Raw genomic sequence first — 16,298 nt, 5'->3', positions numbered from 1 at the left:
CGTCTGCAAGGTGATGCCTGAGATGGCGGATTTGTGACGGTTCGCTTCCGGGCATGGAAATCAGGAAGCCGGCATTTGCTCGGGACCTTCCGACAAGCTTGTCGGCTTTGGCCAGCCGCTGATCCGAAGCAGACCGACGGCTCCCGGCCCCAAATGCGACACTTGGAGGTTGGCTCGGCGAGAACAGATCCTGGCGCAACCACGACAACGCTGAATGTCGTTTCGGTTCCTCGTAAGAAGGGCGACTTACCAAGTGGCCAGGTCCGCGTCTTGCGATACGGACTGAGATACAAACTGTGATACAAATCGCAATGGAATCTTGGGAAAAACGCTTTAAAATCAATGTGCGATCGTGTTGCTTCTCGACCGCACCATCAAATTCGAAAGCGGAATCTGTTACACGTTGAATTCGGGCACGGCAGGGAGCGTCCTTGTCGGGGCACGTGCCCTTTGCCTGATTACGATCGCGAGTTTTGCCCATGCGAAGAGGCCATCGGCGGGCATGGCCATCTATCGATAGGCGCACATGATTATTCGCGCACCAGGCGTCCGGTCGCCCACCAGATCACCGACACAACAATGATTGATGCGTAGCCGTCCACGGCATAGTGCCAGCCAGTGAACACCGATCCGTACAGGATTAGGGCTGCAAAGGTCCAACCGAGAACGAGCCGGCGCTGGGTGTGGTTCGAGGGGCAGCTCGATCTCGACCCTGATCGGATGGCTCATGGCCTATGGTCCAGCGACGACCAAGGGTGGCCCGGTAATCTCCATATCGAATTAGCACCTTTGCGCTTGCCTTGAAGGCATTCTATCCTGGACGGTAGTATCCGCTCGTGGGCATAGAATGTCGGTACTGCCTTCCTTAAGAATTTACGCGCCGCTCAACGCGGTGCTGGCTGCGACTGGGCTTGTGGCGGTGGCTACGCTCACGACACCGGACCTGTCCGGACGAAGCAGACTGGCTTTGGCTGCCGTGCTCGCGGTCATTTGGGGCGTCTATCTCCTGGAATTGGCCGAGAAACTGCTCAAGCGCCGGGCGGGAGACGTTCGGGACAGGACGCCGGCAATCGCCATTGATGTGCTCGCGGTTTTGGTTCCACTCGCCGCATTTCTGCTCGTCGGCACGCCCGACCGGAGCCTCTACTGTGCTGTCTGGCTGCTGAAACCGCTGCGCGATTCAACTTTCTTCCCGCTGCTGGGCAGAATCCTGACCAACGAAGCGCGCAACCTGATCGGCGTCGCCACGGTCTTCGGCATCGTTCTTTTCGGTTTTGCGCTCGCAGCCTATGTCATCGAGCGCGACGTCCAACCGCAACAGTTCGGCAGCATCCCCCAGGCAATGTGGTGGGCGGTGGTCACGCTGTCCACCACCGGCTATGGCGACGCTATTCCGGAAAGCTTCGCCGGCCGCGTCCTTGCCGGGGCGGTCATGATGAGTGGCATCGGCATCTTCGCGCTCTGGGCTGGCATTCTTGCCACCGGCTTTTATCAAGAAGTCCGTCGCGAGGATTTCGTCCGCAATTGGCAATTGATCGCCGCCGTGCCGTTGTTTCAGAAGCTCGGCCCGGCCACGCTAGTCGAGATCGTGCGCGCATTACGACCTCGCATCGTGCCGGCGGGCGCTGTGATCTGCCGCAATGGTGAGACCGGTGATCAGATGTTCTTCGTCGTGGAGGGGCGCGTCAGCGTCGCGACGCCGAACCCGGTGGAGCTGGGCCCTGGCGCCTTCTTCGGCGAGATGGCGCTGATCACCGGCGAACCGCGCTCGGCGACCGTCAGCGCCACAACGGTGGTCTCACTCCTGTCGCTACACTCGGCGGATTTCCAGATGCTGTGCAGCAGCAGCCCCGAGATCGCAGAAATCATCCGCAAGACCGCGCTCGAGCGGCGCGGCGCGGCGCCTAACGGTTGACCGTGTTAGACTAGGTGTTCGTCAGGAGGAGGATGCGATGCCAAGGCGGCCAATTGCCTGCCGATGGCGGCTGGCTGGAACTACATGCTTTGCCGCTGCCGAACCACCCTCAATGCGAGCGCGACATTCGGTTCGTGATCTCTACCTCATCCCCATCCCGCGCAGCGGGTTCGTTCTTCGGCCCCAAACGCGACATGGGCTCGGCGAGAACAGCTCTTGGCGGTGCGGCGTTGCATCTCGACCGCACCATTACATTCGAAAGCGGAATCTCTTGCCCGTTGAATTCGAGCACGGCAGGGAGCGTCCTTGTCGGGGCACGTGCTGTTTGCCTGATTGCGGTCGCGAGTTTGGCTTATGCGAAGTGGCCATCGGCGGGCATGGCCATCTATCGAAAAGCGCACATGATTATTCGCGCACCAGGCGTCCGGTCGCCCACCAGATCACCGACACAACAATGATCGATGCGTAGCCGTCCACGGCATAGTGCCAGCCAGTGAACACCGATCCGTACAGGATCAGGGCTGCAAAGGTCCAACACAGAACGCCAAGCCAGCGATTGATCGATGACAGCAAATAGGCGTTCAATGCGGCAAAGGCGACATGCATGCTTGGCATGGCCGAGATGCCGCCGCCAAGACTTGCCCGGCCGCTTTGGTAAGCCATCAGGAGATATGCCGCGGGTTCCCGCACCATGTAACTATGGTCCAGCCTGTCCAGGGCCGCATTCAATCCGTGGAAGCGATCCACGCCGACAAAGTGGTGGTAGTAAACCGGTCCGACCGATGCCAGCGCCAGGGCCAAGACCGTTCCGAGGACGGACAACGTCAGCGCTGCTGCGCAGAGATAGCGGATGCGGGCAATCTCGTCCGACCAGAGCGACACGAAAAGGATGGTGCCGAACCACTGGTAAAACCAAATGACTTCATAGCTGTTGAAGACGACGAACGACCAATTGTTGCCGTCGAGCTTATGGACGATCTCCCATGGCGGCATCCCATGCAGCCATTCATCAGCATCGGCCAACCAGTTGTCGGCATAGTATGGGACGACGGACGGGATGGCGATCTTGTAGGTAGAGAACGCGGTCAAGCTGGCAAAGCAGAACAGCAGCACCAGCAGACAACCGCGCCAGCGCCCTTGAACCAAATCCAGTGCGTAGCGAACCGGTTGCCGCCGGCCATGGATTAGCGCGGCACAGCAGACGCCACCGATAAACAACACCGGAATGCCAACAAGAAACTTGTGAGAATAGATTAAGGCTGACGTATAGAATACTTCCGGATATAGTGCAGATGCGCCTAAAACGTATGTCGCCATGAACAAGGAGAGGCGCAATTGCCATATGGCGGAGGGCCTGTAGCGAGAGGCTTCCGTGGTTAGGGCCAAACCAATTTACCCGTTCTTAACGTTTCGCCGGAGAGACACAAACACCGATAAGGTAAAAACCTTGCCGCCAGGTTTACTTTTCCCCGGTGGTCGACATTTGCCGGCCGGCCCGCATCCGGTGGATCGATTCCCTGAGCAGTCTTGCATCCGCATCGCTGTCCATGCCCCCGCGTCAAGGAATTGCCCCGGAGCCTCGGGGCCGAGCCTGCCGGTTGCTTGAACACGGTCCACCGCTCCCTGTTTGACATATCATAAGTTTTAGCTTATCATAAGTCATGATTTATGATTATGCAGGAATGGTGGCCTTGGCCGATCCGACGCGCCGCAAGGTGTTCGAGCTCATCGCCGATCGGCCACGCTCGGTCATCGATCTGACGCGAGTGCTTCCGGTCTCGCAGCCGGCGGTATCGCAGCACCTCAAGGTTTTGAAGGAAGCCCGGCTGGTCCGCGCAGAGCCGAAAGGTGCCAGCAACATCTATCATCTCGACCCGCATGGGCTCGGCGAGATGCGCGCCTGGCTCGACCGCATGTGGGGCGATGCGCTCGACGCCTTCAAACGGGAAGTCGACAACAGCAAGGAGAAGAGGAAATGACGACCATGATCAAGCCCGCGCCGGTCAGGAAGTCGGTGACGGTGGAGGTGCCGCTCGACAAGGCATTCGATGTGTTCACCACAGGATTCGGGCGCTGGTGGCCGGCTTCGCACTCGATCGGCAAATCCGCCCTGACGACCGCGGTGATCGAACCGAAAGCCGGCGGCCGCTGGTACGAGATCGGCGAGGATGGGTCACAATGCGATTGGGGCGAGGTTCTCGCCTGGGATCCGCCGTCCAGGCTGACGCTCGCCTGGCGCATTGGAGCCGGCTGGCGCTACGATCCGGCATTGCTGACCGAAGTCGAGATCCGCTTTGTCGCGCTCGGCGAGAACGCGACGCGTGTGGAACTCGAGCACAGGCTTCTGGAGAACATGGGCGAAACCGCAGAGGCGATGCGCGAGGCCTTCGAATCCGAGGGTGGCTGGAGCGGTCTCCTGGACCGCTATGCGGCTGAGGCCAAGCGCCACGCCGCCTGATCGGGAAGCCTTCCAGTCCAATACCAGCGAGGCCCTCGCACTGTCGGCCTCGCCGTTTTTGAATCAGTGTCGATCTGCCCATCTGGTTGACCGGGGCGGGGAGATACGCTGCCCTTTACCTGCCGCCGCGAAGGTTTGCAGCGCCGCAGGTTTGTAGAACGTCCTCTCCTCCTACCATCCGGTATGCGCCGCGTCGTTTGGACGCGCGAACGGCGCTGTAGCAATTTGTCGTTGTGCATGGTCCTTTCGCAAAATCGATTCCGATTGTCAGGGTCATGCGTTAGACCTGACAGGCACCTTATCCGGAAATCCGATGGCGGGAGGCGCTGGTGGAAGGCCAGGACGAACAGATGACCGGCGCCAGGGCAGCCGAGGAGCGCCGCGCCGACATCTATGACGAGGACGGCGTCATCCTGTCGTCGTTCCTCGCCCAGATCGGTGCCGCGATCGCCGATCGCGATACGCTGACGCTGAAGCGTGAAGTCGACGATCTGCACCAGTCGGAACTCGGCCACCTGCTCGAGGCCCTGCACCCGGAACAGCGACGCGCGCTGGTCGAATTGCTGGGCAAGGATTTCGATTTTTCCGCGCTGACCGAGGTTGACGAGGCGATCCGCCGCGACATCGTCGACAGTCTGCCCAATGCGCAGATCGCCCAGGCGGTGCAGGATCTCGATTCCGACGACGCGGTCTACATTCTCGAAGACCTCGACCAGGAGGACCAGGACGAGATCCTGTCGCAGCTGCCGTTCACCGAGCGGATCAGGCTGCGGCGTTCGCTTGACTATCCCGAAGAGACCGCCGGCCGCCGCATGCAGACGGAGTTCGTCGCGGTGCCGCCGTTCTGGACGATCGGCCAGACCATCGACTACATGCGCGAGGACAACAATCTTCCCGACCGTTTCAGCCAGATCTTCGTCATCGATCCGAGCTTCAAGCTGCTCGGCGCCATCGACCTCGACCAGATCCTGCGTACCAAGCGCTCGGTCAAGGTCGAAGAGGTCATGCATGAGACCAGGCATGCCATCCCGGCCACCATGGACCAGGAGGAGGCGGCACGCGAATTCGAACAATACGATCTTCTGTCTGCCGCCGTCGTCGACGAGAACGAGCGGCTGGTCGGCGTGCTGACCATCGACGACGTCGTCGACGTCATCCAGCAGGAGGCCGAGGAAGATCTGCTGCGCATGGGCGGCGTCGGCGACGAAGAACTCTCGGACAGCATCTTTTCGACCTCGCGCTCGCGCGTGCCCTGGCTGCTGGTCAATCTTTTGACGGCTTTCCTGGCGGCCTCGGTGATCGGCCTGTTCGACCGCACCATCGAGCATATCGTGGCGCTGGCGGTGCTGATGCCGATCGTCGCCGGCATGGGCGGCAATGCCGGCTCGCAGACCATGACGGTCACGGTGCGGGCGCTGGCGACCAGGGACCTCGACATCTACAATGCCGGCCGCATCATCCGCCGCGAAATCGGGGTGGGCTTCATCAACGGCATCATCTTTGCCATCCTGATCGGCCTCGTCGCTGCTGCCTGGTTCCACGATCGCAATCTCGGCGGCATCATTGCGGCCGCGATGATCATCAATATGTTCGTGGCGGCTCTGGCGGGCATCCTTATCCCGCTGCTGCTCGACCGCTTCAAGATCGATCCGGCTGTGGCTTCGGCGGTTTTCGTCACCACGGTCACCGATGTCGTCGGTTTCTTTGCCTTTCTCGGGCTCGCCACATGGTGGTTCGGCGTGCGCTGAACGTCACCTCAATTGACTTTTACGTAAATGCCATGCGAGGCTTTGAAGGTGCCTTGTCCGCCGATTCTGGTACGCGCCTGGGCGCCGGCGGCGCCGGCCAGTTGGAACTCGCGGCGTGGCCGGGGCATTGGAGTGACGATGCGGGAATATTATTCAATCACGGAGCTGACCCGCGAATTCGACGTGTCGACGCGGACGTTGCGCTTCTATGAGGACGAAGGGCTGGTGCAGCCAGTAAGACGCGGCCGCACTCGGCTGTTTCGTCCGTCGGACCGGCATCTCATCCGCCAGATCATGCGCGGCAAGAGGCTCGGCTTCTCGATCAACGAGATCCGCGAAATCATCCAGATGTACAGGGAGCCGCCCGGCGAGGTCGGCCAACTCAAATTGATGATCAAGCGCATCGAGGAAAAGCGCGAGGATTTGCGCCAGAAACGCCGCGACCTCGAAGAGACGCTGGCCGAGCTCGATCAGGCAGAGGAATCCTGCGTCGAGCGGCTGGTGGAACTCGGCGTCACCACATGAGCGTGGCGTCAGCGCCGGCTCAAATCCAGCGCCGCACCCTTTTGGCGTAGTCCCGGTATTTCTTGCCGAATTTGGCCGTCAGCACCTTCTCCTCGCTCTCGATCGTCAGCTTCTGCGTCAGGAACGCCGCGATGACCGCCAGCGGCAGGAACCAGGCGATCCCAGTGACAAAGGCGAGGCTGACCAGCAGCAGCGTGTTGGCGAGGTAGATCGGGTTGCGGCTGACGGCGAAGGGTCCGGTAGTCACCAGATGGTCAGGCACGCCGTTCGGGTTGAGCGTCGTCTTGGCGCGGATCATGGTGCGGATTGCCGTGAACCAGAGCGCGGCAACCGCCACCAACCCCACAAGGCCGGCGGCGAACAGGATGTCGCCGAGAAGATCGCCGATCCACGGTAGCGGATAGAACAGCCCTAGCGCGACGCTGACGATGATGGCGGCGATATAGATCAGCGGCGGCCATGGGATGTGCCCCAGCCTCGGCTGCCCAGGATTTTGCTGCACGGGTTTCGGGTGACTGTCGCTCATTATTGTCCTCCCTCGATTAGCGCGTTCCCGGTTCCGCCGCCTCGGTTTGGGCGGTGCAGGTGCCGGCGAGCTCGCCAATATGCGCCTTCCACTCCGGGGACTGGTCGTTGCTGTAGAGCCGGTCAAGCGAGGCTTCGCCCTGGAGAGTGTCCAGCATGCAGGCACAATAGCTGGAGCAGAACTCGGTGTCGCGTGCCTGCTCGCAGGATATCTGGCAGGATTTCAGAAAACTCACCTCCCTGGTTTCGGCCTGCGCCGGCATGAATTGCGAAAACAGCCAGACCGAGCCGATCAGCACCGGCTGATGGATCAGATAGAAGGCAAGGCTGTGCCGGCCGATGAAGACCAGCGGATTTGCCCAGCGGCCGGGCGCCAAGGCCGACAGCCGCGTCAGCGCGCCGGAGGTGGCGGCGAGCTTGGTAACCGCGATGCCGGCAAGTACGGCGCCGAACCAGGGCAGCAGTGGAACGTAGTCGTTGGAGCGCGGGTTGGTCGCCGACAGGCCGACCCACCACAAAGCCGGATGATCGAAAAGCTCAGATCGCAGGTAGAAAGGCGCGGCAATAGCGAGGGCCGCCACGGCAAGCGTCAGCAGCGCCGGGAGGCGCAGGAACGCCAGGCCGAGCAGGCTGGCGAGCGCGATCTCGTGCAATATGCCGAAGAAGATGAAGCCATCGGGCGTGGCGATGCGGGTGACCAGCGATATTGCGAGCGCTGCCCCGGCAACCATGGCGAAGCGCTTCCAGAAGCCGGTCCAGCGGATTTTCTTGCCATGGGCGAGATAGAGGCTGATGCCGACCAGGAACAGGAAGCTCGAGGCGATGCAGCGCGCGTAGATTTTCCACCAGCCGAAGGCGGTGAGGCCGGGATCGGTGTAGCCGAAGAATTCGAGGTCCCAGGTGAAATGATAGCTCGCCATGGCAAGCAAAGCGATGCCGCGTGCAATGTCGATAGCGGCGATGCGCTTCGACTTCGGTTGATCCTGAACGGCTGCGCTCGGCGTGTCGATGCTCATGGTCTCGCTGTCTTGGTTCAGCCCCGGCAAGACGACTATCACGGTTGCCACCGTCAAAAGAAGCAGGGCCTTGCGTCGCGTTGGTACCGGTCGGCATCAGAGCTGCTTTAGGCCAGAGCCGGAAAGCCTTTGGCCGGCGTGCAGGCGTTCTTCGGCCTGGGCGCGGTTTTCGCAACGCTCGGGCTGCTGGCGGCGGCCTGCGGCTTCGTCACCTGGCGCTATCTGCCCAAATCGCTTTGATGTTCGAGCGCCGCATGGCGCTCGCGCACCCAGTTGTGGAAGCGGTGCAAGTCGTATTCCTCGGGCATCAGTACGCCGGCCTTGTGGCGCATCGAGCGCAGGCCCATCTGGTTGACCTCGCAGATATCAGCATCCTCCTCCAGCACCTGGGTACCGAAGGCGACGATGTTGTCGATATCCGCGGCCGGTTCGGCGAGCGCTTCGGGCGAAAAAAGCCATTCGGCGGTAAGTTCGGTCTGCTCCGGGCCAAGCGGCACCAGCCGCACGGTCCTGACATAGTCGACATGGCCGACGACGAACATCGACGGCATGCTGGTGGCATAGGTTTGCCCGGCGGCACGCTCGCCCGGCGTCAGGCCGGAAAAGACCGAGCCGTGGACGCGCCCGTCGCGCGACCAAGTTTCGGCCCCGGCCCGCAAGCCGCCGGCAAATTCCGGCGCGTCATTGTCGGCGTGGCGCGCCCATTCGGGGTCGTCGTGCCGGCCCATCAGGCCGCGGCCATAGATCGGCACCAGCCGCGACAGGTCCTTGTGGACGCCGGGGCAGTGCAGGCACTCGTTGAAATTTTCCCAAAATACCTTCCAGTTGCAGTTTATCACCTTGCGCAGCACATGGCCGCTCAGCAGCGTTTCCAACGGCCAGTTGGCGAGGTTGCCGGATGCCGGATCGAAGGATGTTTCAGCCGAGCCGGCAGCGTCTTCCGCCAGATTGACGAAGACGAAACCGCGCCACACCGAAAGCGCGACCCGGTAGAGCGGATGATCGGCCTTGTCGAAGCCGTCCGGCAGCGATTTCGACGGCACGCGCACCAGATCGCCGTGCAGCGAATAGGACCAGGCATGGTATGGGCAGGTGATGAGCCGCGCCTTCAGCCGTCCTTCGCTCTGCTGGCAAAGCTGCGAGCCGCGATGCCGGCAGGTGTTGTGGAAGGCGCGCAACTCGCCGGTCTCGTCGCGCAGCACGACGACCTCCTGCGTGCCTATGCGGAACGTCCTGAAAGCCAGCGGCTGGGCAAGGTCGGCCTCGCGGCAGACGAGCAGCCAGTTGCGATACCAGATGGCCTCGAGATCGCGCTGATAGGCCGCGATGTCCCAATAGGCTGATGACGGCAGCGTCGGCTCGGCCCGCGTCAGGCCGTTGTAGGGACCGCGCTCATTCGGGCTGGGTTGCATGCCGGCTTCCTCCCCATCCGCCAGCCGACACCCGGCTGCGAAAATTGTCAATCGCGGCGCCGGCCGACCGGGCTTGGCGAGGCGGCGCATTCGCCACACGATCCGGCGGAATTTGGTTTGCCGGGCGCGGCGATTCTGCCTATAGTCACTGATGTCGTCGGTTCCGTTTGGAACCAAGAGGGAATGCGGTGAGGGCAAGTTGTTTGCCCAATGCCGTGGCTGCCCCCGCAACTGTGTGCGGTAGTCCTCTCCATATGCCACTGAAGGTTCGCCTTCGGGAAGGTGGGGAAGGGCGCTGATCCGCGAGCCAGGAGACCTGCCGGCGACAGGAAACTGACTTCTATGCCCTCGGGTGGAGGGCGAAAGGACAAGACATGAATACCGCTTCCGTCTCGCTCGGCGCTTCCGCCTCCTCGCAGTCGCGTCTCATGCAGCTGGCGCTTGCTGCATTCCTCGGCATTTTCGTCATGGGCTTTGTCGGCTTCTCGCATATCGATGCGGTCCACAATGCCGCGCACGACTATCGCCACTCGATGGGCTTTCCCTGCCACTGACAAGGGGCTGACATCATGACACTGTTTCGCAACGTCGTGTTCATCGCGGCGATCGCAGGGCTTGTGGCCGGCGTGGCTCTCGCCTGCATGCAAGCCTATGCCACGGTGCCGCTCATCCTGAAGGCGGAAGTCTATGAACAGGCCGGCGGCGGCCATGACCATGCCGCGGCACCTGCGACACCGGCCGAAAACGCCGCGGGCACGACGGCTATGAGCAGCGCCGCGCCGGCAGCGGCTGAAGCGATGGCTCCGGCGGAAGACGAAGGCTGGGCGCCGGCCGACGGTTTCGAACGCTTCGGCTTCAGCGTCGTTGCCAATATCGTCACCGGCATCGGCTTTGCGCTGGTCCTGGTTGCGGTTTCGGAATTCGCCGGCGGCATCGGCAATTGGCGCCAGGGCCTGTTCTGGGGGCTTGCCGGCTTTGCCGTGTTCACGCTGGCGCCGGGCCTCGGCCTGCCGCCGGAACTGCCAGCGATGCCGGCGGCCGACCTTGTCCAACGCCAGATATGGTGGTGGGCAACAGTGGTGGCGACAGCGGCCGGTCTCGGCCTTATCGTCTTCCGCAGATCGCTGCCGCTGGTGGCTCTTGCCGTGGCGTTGATCGTTGCGCCGCATATCGTCGGCGCGCCGCAGCCCGATAGCTTCGAGACGGCGATCCCGGAAGGCCTGCACCACCAGTTCGTGGTGGCGGTGACGCTGACCAATCTGGTGTTCTGGCTGGTGCTCGGCGCGGTCGTCGGCGTGGTGCGCGGACGCTTCACGGGCACGGCGACCAGCCTGCGCGACAGCTTTGCCTGACCGCGCTGCCGGGGCACTGACCCTGGTCATCGGCGGTGCGCGCTCCGGCAAGAGCGCGCATGCCGAGAGCCTGGTGACGGTCGGCCCGCCGCCTTGGAGCTATATCGCCACGGCGCAAGCCTATGACGACGAGATGCGCCAGCGCATCGCGCTGCACCGCTCGCGCCGCGGCGCCGGCTGGACGACCATCGATGCGCCGCTCGACCTTGCCGGCGCGATCGGAGCGCTGCCTGACGGCCAGCCGGTGCTGATCGACTGCCTGACGCTGTGGCTGACCAACCATATGCTGGCCGACCATGATGTCGAGGCGGAATGCCGGAGGCTGGCCGATGTGCTGTCGCGGCCGCGTGGGCCGTGGTTCGTGGTGTCCAACGAGGTCGGCCAGGGCATCGTGCCGGACAATGCGCTGGCAAGACGGTTTCGCGACGCCGCCGGCCGGCTGAACCAGGACGTCGCGGCTGTTGCCGGCACCGTGCTTTTGATGGTGGCGGGGCTGCCGCTCAAGGTGAAATGACATGGCTGATACTATCGATCCCAAGGACGAGGAACGCCACCGCGCCAAGATGGCCAAGCGCAAGGCGGTGCAGGACGCCGAGGTCGCGGCCAAGACGGTCGAGAAGGGGCTGCTGATCGTCAACACCGGACCGGGCAAGGGCAAGACCACGGCCGCCTTTGGGCTGGCGCTCAGGATGCTCGGCTATGGCAAGCGCGTCGGCGTCGTTCAGTTCATCAAGGGCAAATGGCACACCGGCGAGAAAGACGCCTTTGCCGCCTTCGGCGACCGTGTCGTCTGGCACGCCATGGGCGAGGGCTTTACCTGGGAGACACAGGACCTGAAGCGCGACATCGCGGCGGCCGAGGCTGCCTGGGCGAAAGCGCTGGAGCTGATGGCCGAGCCGTCGATCAGCCTCGTGGTGCTCGACGAGCTGAACATCGCGCTGCGCTACGACTACCTCGATCTCGAAAAGGTGGTCGCGGCGCTGAAGGCGCGTCGCGAAGGCCTGCATGTCGTCGTCACCGGCCGCAACGCCAAACCGGTATTGGTCGAGGCGGCCGATCTGGTCACCGAGATGGGCGTGACCAAGCACCACTTCTCCGCCGGCGTGAAGGCGCAGCAGGGGATCGAGTTCTGAGGGGTGTTGCTGGCGCCTCTTCTTCCTTCTCCCCTTGTGGGAGAAGGTGGATTGGCGCGCAGCGCCAAGACGGTTGAGGGGTGCTGGCCGGAGCGCTGTTGGTGCCAAGCTGGAACACCCCTCATCCGGCCGCTTCGCGGCCACCTTCTCCCACAAGGGGAGAAGGGAAAGCCGCACGAAGCGGCTTCGCCCCTGGAATGGTAAGGGTGAGGGGCGGCGCCGACCTGACGCGATTATTTGAGGCGTAGCCCTATTTTGTTCTTGCTTTGTGCCGGCAGCTATGCTACTAATTCCGGTATGGTGCTAATTGGCTCCAACGACCCGCCGCATGGTGGGTTTTTTGTTTCCGCTCGATCTCGAGCGCAGATCACGCCAAGATAACAACCACCGCGACCACGCCGAACAGCGCGATCAGCAGTAAGTCGGCGACGCGGTAGAGTTTCAGCGCCCGTCGGATGTCGGTGCTCTCGACATCATCGCGCCGGCCGCCTTCGCCCATCAATGCGTCTTCGACCATGACGCCGTCATAGGAACGGGGGCCGGCGAGCGCCAGGCCGAGCGCGCCGGCCATCGCTGCTTCCGGCCAGCCGGCATTGGGCGAGCGGTGTTTTTTCGCATCGCGCCGCACGGCGTGCCAGGCGCCCTTGGCGTCGGCGCCCTTGACCAGAAAAGCGGCGAGTACGATCAGCAGCGCCGTCAGCCGCGACGCCGGCAGATTGATCCAATCGTCGAAGCGCGCAGCCGCCCAGCCGAAGGCTTCGTGGCGCGAGGTGCGATGGCCGATCATCGAATCGGCGGTGTTGGCGGCCTTGTAGGCGACGCCGCCGGCGAGCCCGCCGATACCGAGCCAGAAGGCCGGAGCGACGACGCCGTCGGAGAAATTCTCGGCCAGGCTTTCGATCGCGGCGCGGCAGACAGCGGCCCTGTCGAGCTTTTCCGGGTCGCGACCGACGATCCGCGAGACGGCAATGCGGCCCATATCCAGTCCGCCGCTGTCGAGTGCGTCGGCGACCGCTTCGACATGCTCGGCCAGGCTCTTCTGCGACAGCAGCGACGTCGCCAGGATTGCGGTGACCAACCAGCCGAGGGGAATGCTCCAAAGCAAGGTTTCGAGCCAGAGGGCGAGGGCGGCCGGCACCAGCACGATCACCAGCAGCGCGAAGACGCCCCGGCCGCGACGGTCGGCGTCGGAATCAGTGGCGCGGTTGAGCCTGCGGTCGAGAAAGGATATCAGCCTGCCGAACCAGGTGACGGGATGGCCGATGGCATCGAAGAGCCGGGCCGGGTAGCCGAGTACAAGTTCGATGGCCAGCGACAGGAAAGTGATCAGGATCGGCATGAAGTCTCTTGATGGAGTGACGGCGGCAGTGGACCACGGCGGAAGCCTTGGCCGGGCGAGGGCGCTTTTCCCTCACGCGCCGCTGCCTTTCGTCGACCTCTCGACCGGGATCAATCCGCACTCCTACCCGCTTTTCGATTTGCCCGCCACCGCCCTGTCGCGATTGCCGGAAACAGCGCGCAGCCGCGACTTGGCTGAACGCGCGGCAAGCGCCTATGGCGCCCCGTCGGCGGCGAATGTCGCAGCGGCGCCCGGCACGCAGATCCTGTTGCCGCGCGTCGCTTCCCTGGTCAGCCCGGGCACGGCGCTGGTGCTCGGGCCGACTTATGCCGAGCATCGGCGGGCAGCGGCGATCGCCGGCCATGCGGCGGCTGAAGTCGATGATTTCGAAGCCCTGGCGGCGGCCGACCTTGCCGTCGTCGTCAATCCCAACAACCCGGACGGGCGCGTCGTCGAGCGCGAAAGATTGCTTCGACTTGCCGGGACATTACGCGCCAGAGGTGGGCTGCTGGTGGTCGACGAGGCATTCATGGATGTCGGCCCGCGCAGCGAAAGCCTGGCCGGCGACGTCGACCAGGGCGGCATCGTCGTGCTGCGTTCGTTCGGTAAGTTCTTCGGCCTGGCCGGCCTGCGGCTTGGCTTTGCACTGGCCGATGCGCTGACGGTCGAGCGGCTGGAGGCGCAATTCGGGCCATGGGCGGTTGCCGGGCCGGCGCTCGAATATGGCATAAGGGCGCTTGCCGACACCGGCTGGCAGGCCGGGATGCGGCGCCGTCTGGCCGAGGACGCTGCGCGGCTCGACACGCTGTTCGGCCGCTTCGGCGTGCCTGTCGCCGGTGGCACCACGCTGTTCCGCTATCTCAGGCTGGCGAACGCCGCCGGCCTGTTTTCGGTGCTCGGCCAGCGCGGCATCCTGCTTCGGCATTTCGCCGGCCGGCCGGATGTGCTGCGCGCCGGCCTGCCGGGAGCCGATGAAGAATGGCGGCGGCTCGAATCGGCGCTTGCCGGCTGGGCCTCGCGGCGCGACGATGATGCCAAGGGAGAAACTACCCAATGATCCACGTCTGCTCGCTGTCCAAAGTCGAGGAAACGGTAACGAAGACCGGGGCCGAGCGGCTGCTTTCGCTGCTTGCCGCCGGAACGGAGGTGATGCGACCGGCCTCGATCACCAGAGAAAACCATCTGCATCTGGTCATGCATGACATTGCGGTGGCGCAGGAGGGCATGACCATGCCGGGCGAGGAGCATGTCCTGAACCTGCTCGATTTCGCCCGCCACTGGGATCGCTCGCGGCCGCTGGTGGTGCATTGCTATGCCGGCATCAGCCGCTCGACCGCCTCGGCCTACATCATCGCGGCAGCCTTGGCGCCGAAGCGCGACGAGGCCGAACTGGCCGAGACGCTGCGCAGGCTGTCGCCCACGGCGACACCCAATCCGCGGCTGATCGCGATCGCCGACACGCTGCTCGATCGCAGGGGCAGGATGATCGAAGCGATCCAGGCGATCGGGCGCGGCGCGGATGCTTTCGAAGGCACGCCGTTCGAATTGAAAATCTGAGCCTAAAAACAAATTCCAGGAAAAGTGCGCAGGAGTTCTAGGACACGGCCAAGGGGCGAATGATGATCGGGAGAATTTTGGCCATCGTTGTTGGCGTGGTCTGCGCGACAGGCAGCGCCATGGCCGCGTCCATGCCGGCTCTCAAGTCGATCGACCTGGCAGCGCTCCAAGCCACTGTCGAGGGTTTGGCCAAGGAACTTATGCTGCCCGGTGCCATGGTTTTGCTCAAGACTCCGCGGGGCAACCTCGTCTTCGGCTACGGTACGACTGAACTGGGTGCCACGAACCCGCCGCGCGCCGATACCCACTTCCGTGCGGCCTCGAACACCAAGACGATGACCGCCGCTGTCATCGTGCAACTGGTGCAGGAGGGGAAACTGAGCTTCGCCGATCTGATCTCGAAATACGTCCAGCGCGTTCCCAACGGCGACGAGATAACCATTCGGCAGCTCATAACAATGCGGAGCGGCCTCCCTAACTTCACCAATGCGCCGGAACTTGCCGAAAGCCTGGACAAGTATCCTTACAGGGTATGGACCGCTGATGAAGTACTCGGCATGGCGTTCAAACGGCCGCCGGACTTCGCGCCGGGTGCCGAATTCGAGTACAACAACACCAACTACTATCTGCTCGGCCTTGTTGCCGAGAAGATCGACGGCAAGCCGCTCTCGACCATCTTCCGGGACCGCCTGTTCGGGCCGCTCGGCATGAAGAACACCGCGTTGCCGCCGAGCACGTCGAACGCCATCCCCGAGCCATACTCAAACGGCTATCTCTACGGCAGTACTTCGTACGCCCTGGCTGATGCGCCCTATCCGGACGACCTCCAGGCTGCGGCCAGGGCGGGAACGCTCAAGCCCAACGACGACACATGGCAGAACCCGTCCGCCTACTTTGCGGCTGGCGGAGTCATCTCCACCGCGGATGACCTCGCGACCTGGATGCGCGCGCTGGTCGGGGGCAAGCTCTTCAATGCCGACTTCCAGCGGCAGTGGCTTGCAAGCCCTGAGGCACCGGAGCCGGGCGAACCCGCCATGCAAAAATACGGCTATGGCATCCTAACGCTGACCTTCGGGCCTAACGAAATCTACTATCACGAAGGCGAGATGCCCGGTTACCAGTCCTTCATGGGCTACGATCCGGCCAATGACGTCACCCTGGTCATTATGGACCAACCTGACTCTCGCGCTCCACGGCCAGGCGACCGCCAACACCTTGATGGTGAAGATACTGGACGAAATCTACACGGTGTCGCCGCTTCAAGAGGTGAAGTGAGGATCCTCGCGCGCGAATGGAATCGCCCCTCGTGAGCGAGGCC

Annotated in this window: 17 protein-coding genes and 1 riboswitch; of the genes, 12 read left to right on the top strand and 5 right to left on the bottom strand. The window is 63.2% G+C overall.

Translation table 11 applies throughout. From position 1 onward, the window contains the following. Positions 1–847: 847 nt before the first annotated feature. The gene (locus NKI52_RS28990) at positions 848–1,915 is read left to right on the top strand and encodes a cyclic nucleotide-gated potassium channel (protein WP_352700456.1); all 1,068 of its coding nucleotides are present in this window, start codon (positions 848–850) and stop codon (positions 1,913–1,915) included. A gap of 405 nt (positions 1,916–2,320) precedes the next feature. Here NKI52_RS28990 and NKI52_RS28985 read toward each other — a convergent pair whose 3' ends face one another. Further along, positions 2,321–3,232, bottom strand: a complete 912-nt coding sequence (locus tag NKI52_RS28985; RefSeq protein ID WP_352700455.1) for a phosphatase PAP2 family protein — start codon at positions 3,230–3,232, stop codon at positions 2,321–2,323. 344 nt (positions 3,233–3,576) lie between these two features. On the opposite strand from NKI52_RS28985, the gene NKI52_RS28980 reads away from it, so the two are divergent. The 4 genes from NKI52_RS28980 to NKI52_RS28965 all read left to right on the top strand — a co-directional run bounded on the left by NKI52_RS28980 (position 3,577) and on the right by NKI52_RS28965 (position 6,646). After that, on the top strand, positions 3,577–3,894 hold the full coding sequence (locus tag NKI52_RS28980) for an ArsR/SmtB family transcription factor (protein WP_023676569.1): 318 nt from the start codon (positions 3,577–3,579) through the stop codon (positions 3,892–3,894). Then, positions 3,891–4,373: an SRPBCC family protein gene (locus tag NKI52_RS28975; protein WP_254818127.1), complete on the top strand. Its 483-nt coding sequence runs from the start codon at positions 3,891–3,893 to the stop codon at positions 4,371–4,373. Before NKI52_RS28980 ends, NKI52_RS28975 begins: the two co-directional genes overlap by 4 nt. 350 nt (positions 4,374–4,723) lie before the next feature. Next, complete coding sequence (gene mgtE, locus NKI52_RS28970; RefSeq protein ID WP_502894205.1) at positions 4,724–6,121, top strand: magnesium transporter; 1,398 nt, start codon at positions 4,724–4,726, stop codon at positions 6,119–6,121. Between the two features lie 138 nt (positions 6,122–6,259). Continuing rightward, positions 6,260–6,646, top strand: coding sequence for a MerR family transcriptional regulator (locus NKI52_RS28965; protein ID WP_023676566.1), 387 nt, complete (start codon positions 6,260–6,262; stop codon positions 6,644–6,646). Positions 6,647–6,665: 19 nt separating this feature from the next. Here NKI52_RS28965 and NKI52_RS28960 read toward each other — a convergent pair whose 3' ends face one another. From NKI52_RS28960 to NKI52_RS28950, 3 genes are all read right to left on the bottom strand, one after another. Next, the gene (locus NKI52_RS28960; RefSeq protein ID WP_352587579.1) at positions 6,666–7,172 is read right to left on the bottom strand and encodes a methyltransferase family protein; all 507 of its coding nucleotides are present in this window, start codon (positions 7,170–7,172) and stop codon (positions 6,666–6,668) included. A 16-nt stretch (positions 7,173–7,188) separates the two neighbouring features. Then, on the bottom strand, positions 7,189–8,187 hold the full coding sequence (locus tag NKI52_RS28955) for a heparan-alpha-glucosaminide N-acetyltransferase (protein ID WP_352617528.1): 999 nt from the start codon (positions 8,185–8,187) through the stop codon (positions 7,189–7,191). Positions 8,188–8,405: 218 nt separating this feature from the next. Next, positions 8,406–9,599: an aromatic ring-hydroxylating oxygenase subunit alpha gene (locus NKI52_RS28950; RefSeq protein WP_352638468.1), complete on the bottom strand. Its 1,194-nt coding sequence runs from the start codon at positions 9,597–9,599 to the stop codon at positions 8,406–8,408. A gap of 141 nt (positions 9,600–9,740) precedes the next feature. After that, positions 9,741–9,937: riboswitch (cobalamin riboswitch) on the top strand. A gap of 36 nt (positions 9,938–9,973) precedes the next feature. Between NKI52_RS28950 and NKI52_RS28945 the strand changes: the two genes are divergently transcribed. Genes NKI52_RS28945 through cobO form a run of 4 tightly spaced genes read left to right on the top strand, consistent with a single transcriptional unit; the run spans position 9,974 to position 12,084 of the window. Continuing rightward, positions 9,974–10,153, top strand: a complete 180-nt coding sequence (locus NKI52_RS28945) for a CbtB domain-containing protein (RefSeq protein ID WP_023676561.1) — start codon at positions 9,974–9,976, stop codon at positions 10,151–10,153. A 15-nt stretch (positions 10,154–10,168) separates the two neighbouring features. Further along, the gene (locus NKI52_RS28940) at positions 10,169–10,951 is read left to right on the top strand and encodes a CbtA family protein (protein WP_352624778.1); all 783 of its coding nucleotides are present in this window, start codon (positions 10,169–10,171) and stop codon (positions 10,949–10,951) included. Then, a complete protein-coding gene (gene cobU / locus NKI52_RS28935; RefSeq protein WP_352539634.1) occupies positions 10,944–11,465 on the top strand; it encodes a bifunctional adenosylcobinamide kinase/adenosylcobinamide-phosphate guanylyltransferase in 522 nt (173 codons plus the stop codon). The genes NKI52_RS28940 and cobU overlap by 8 nt, the downstream gene beginning before the upstream one ends. 1 nt (position 11,466) lies before the next feature. Beyond that, the gene (cobO, locus tag NKI52_RS28930; protein ID WP_352568974.1) at positions 11,467–12,084 is read left to right on the top strand and encodes a cob(I)yrinic acid a,c-diamide adenosyltransferase; all 618 of its coding nucleotides are present in this window, start codon (positions 11,467–11,469) and stop codon (positions 12,082–12,084) included. A 367-nt stretch (positions 12,085–12,451) separates the two neighbouring features. On the opposite strand, the gene cbiB is transcribed toward cobO, so the two are convergent. Next, positions 12,452–13,423, bottom strand: a complete 972-nt coding sequence (gene cbiB / locus NKI52_RS28925) for an adenosylcobinamide-phosphate synthase CbiB (protein WP_352700454.1) — start codon at positions 13,421–13,423, stop codon at positions 12,452–12,454. Here cbiB and cobD point away from each other — a divergent pair. The 3 genes from cobD to NKI52_RS28910 all read left to right on the top strand — a co-directional run bounded on the left by cobD (position 13,422) and on the right by NKI52_RS28910 (position 16,290). Then, positions 13,422–14,480 carry a threonine-phosphate decarboxylase CobD gene (gene cobD / locus NKI52_RS28920; RefSeq protein ID WP_352700453.1) on the top strand — a complete coding sequence of 353 codons (1,059 nt, stop codon included), beginning with the start codon at positions 13,422–13,424 and terminating at the stop codon, positions 14,478–14,480. The genes cbiB and cobD overlap by 2 nt on opposite strands. Further along, positions 14,477–14,980, top strand: coding sequence for a tyrosine phosphatase family protein (locus tag NKI52_RS28915; RefSeq protein WP_352700452.1), 504 nt, complete (start codon positions 14,477–14,479; stop codon positions 14,978–14,980). Before cobD ends, NKI52_RS28915 begins: the two co-directional genes overlap by 4 nt. A 62-nt stretch (positions 14,981–15,042) precedes the next feature. Further along, positions 15,043–16,290 (top strand): serine hydrolase domain-containing protein, encoded by a 1,248-nt coding sequence (locus NKI52_RS28910; RefSeq protein ID WP_352700451.1) that lies wholly within the window; start codon positions 15,043–15,045, stop codon positions 16,288–16,290. Positions 16,291–16,298 lie beyond the last annotated feature (8 nt).

It is taken from the genome of Mesorhizobium sp. M0590 (assembly GCF_040320905.1).
Classification (GTDB): Bacteria; Pseudomonadota; Alphaproteobacteria; order Rhizobiales; family Rhizobiaceae; genus Mesorhizobium.
This window is presented reverse-complemented; position numbering and strand designations above follow the sequence as displayed.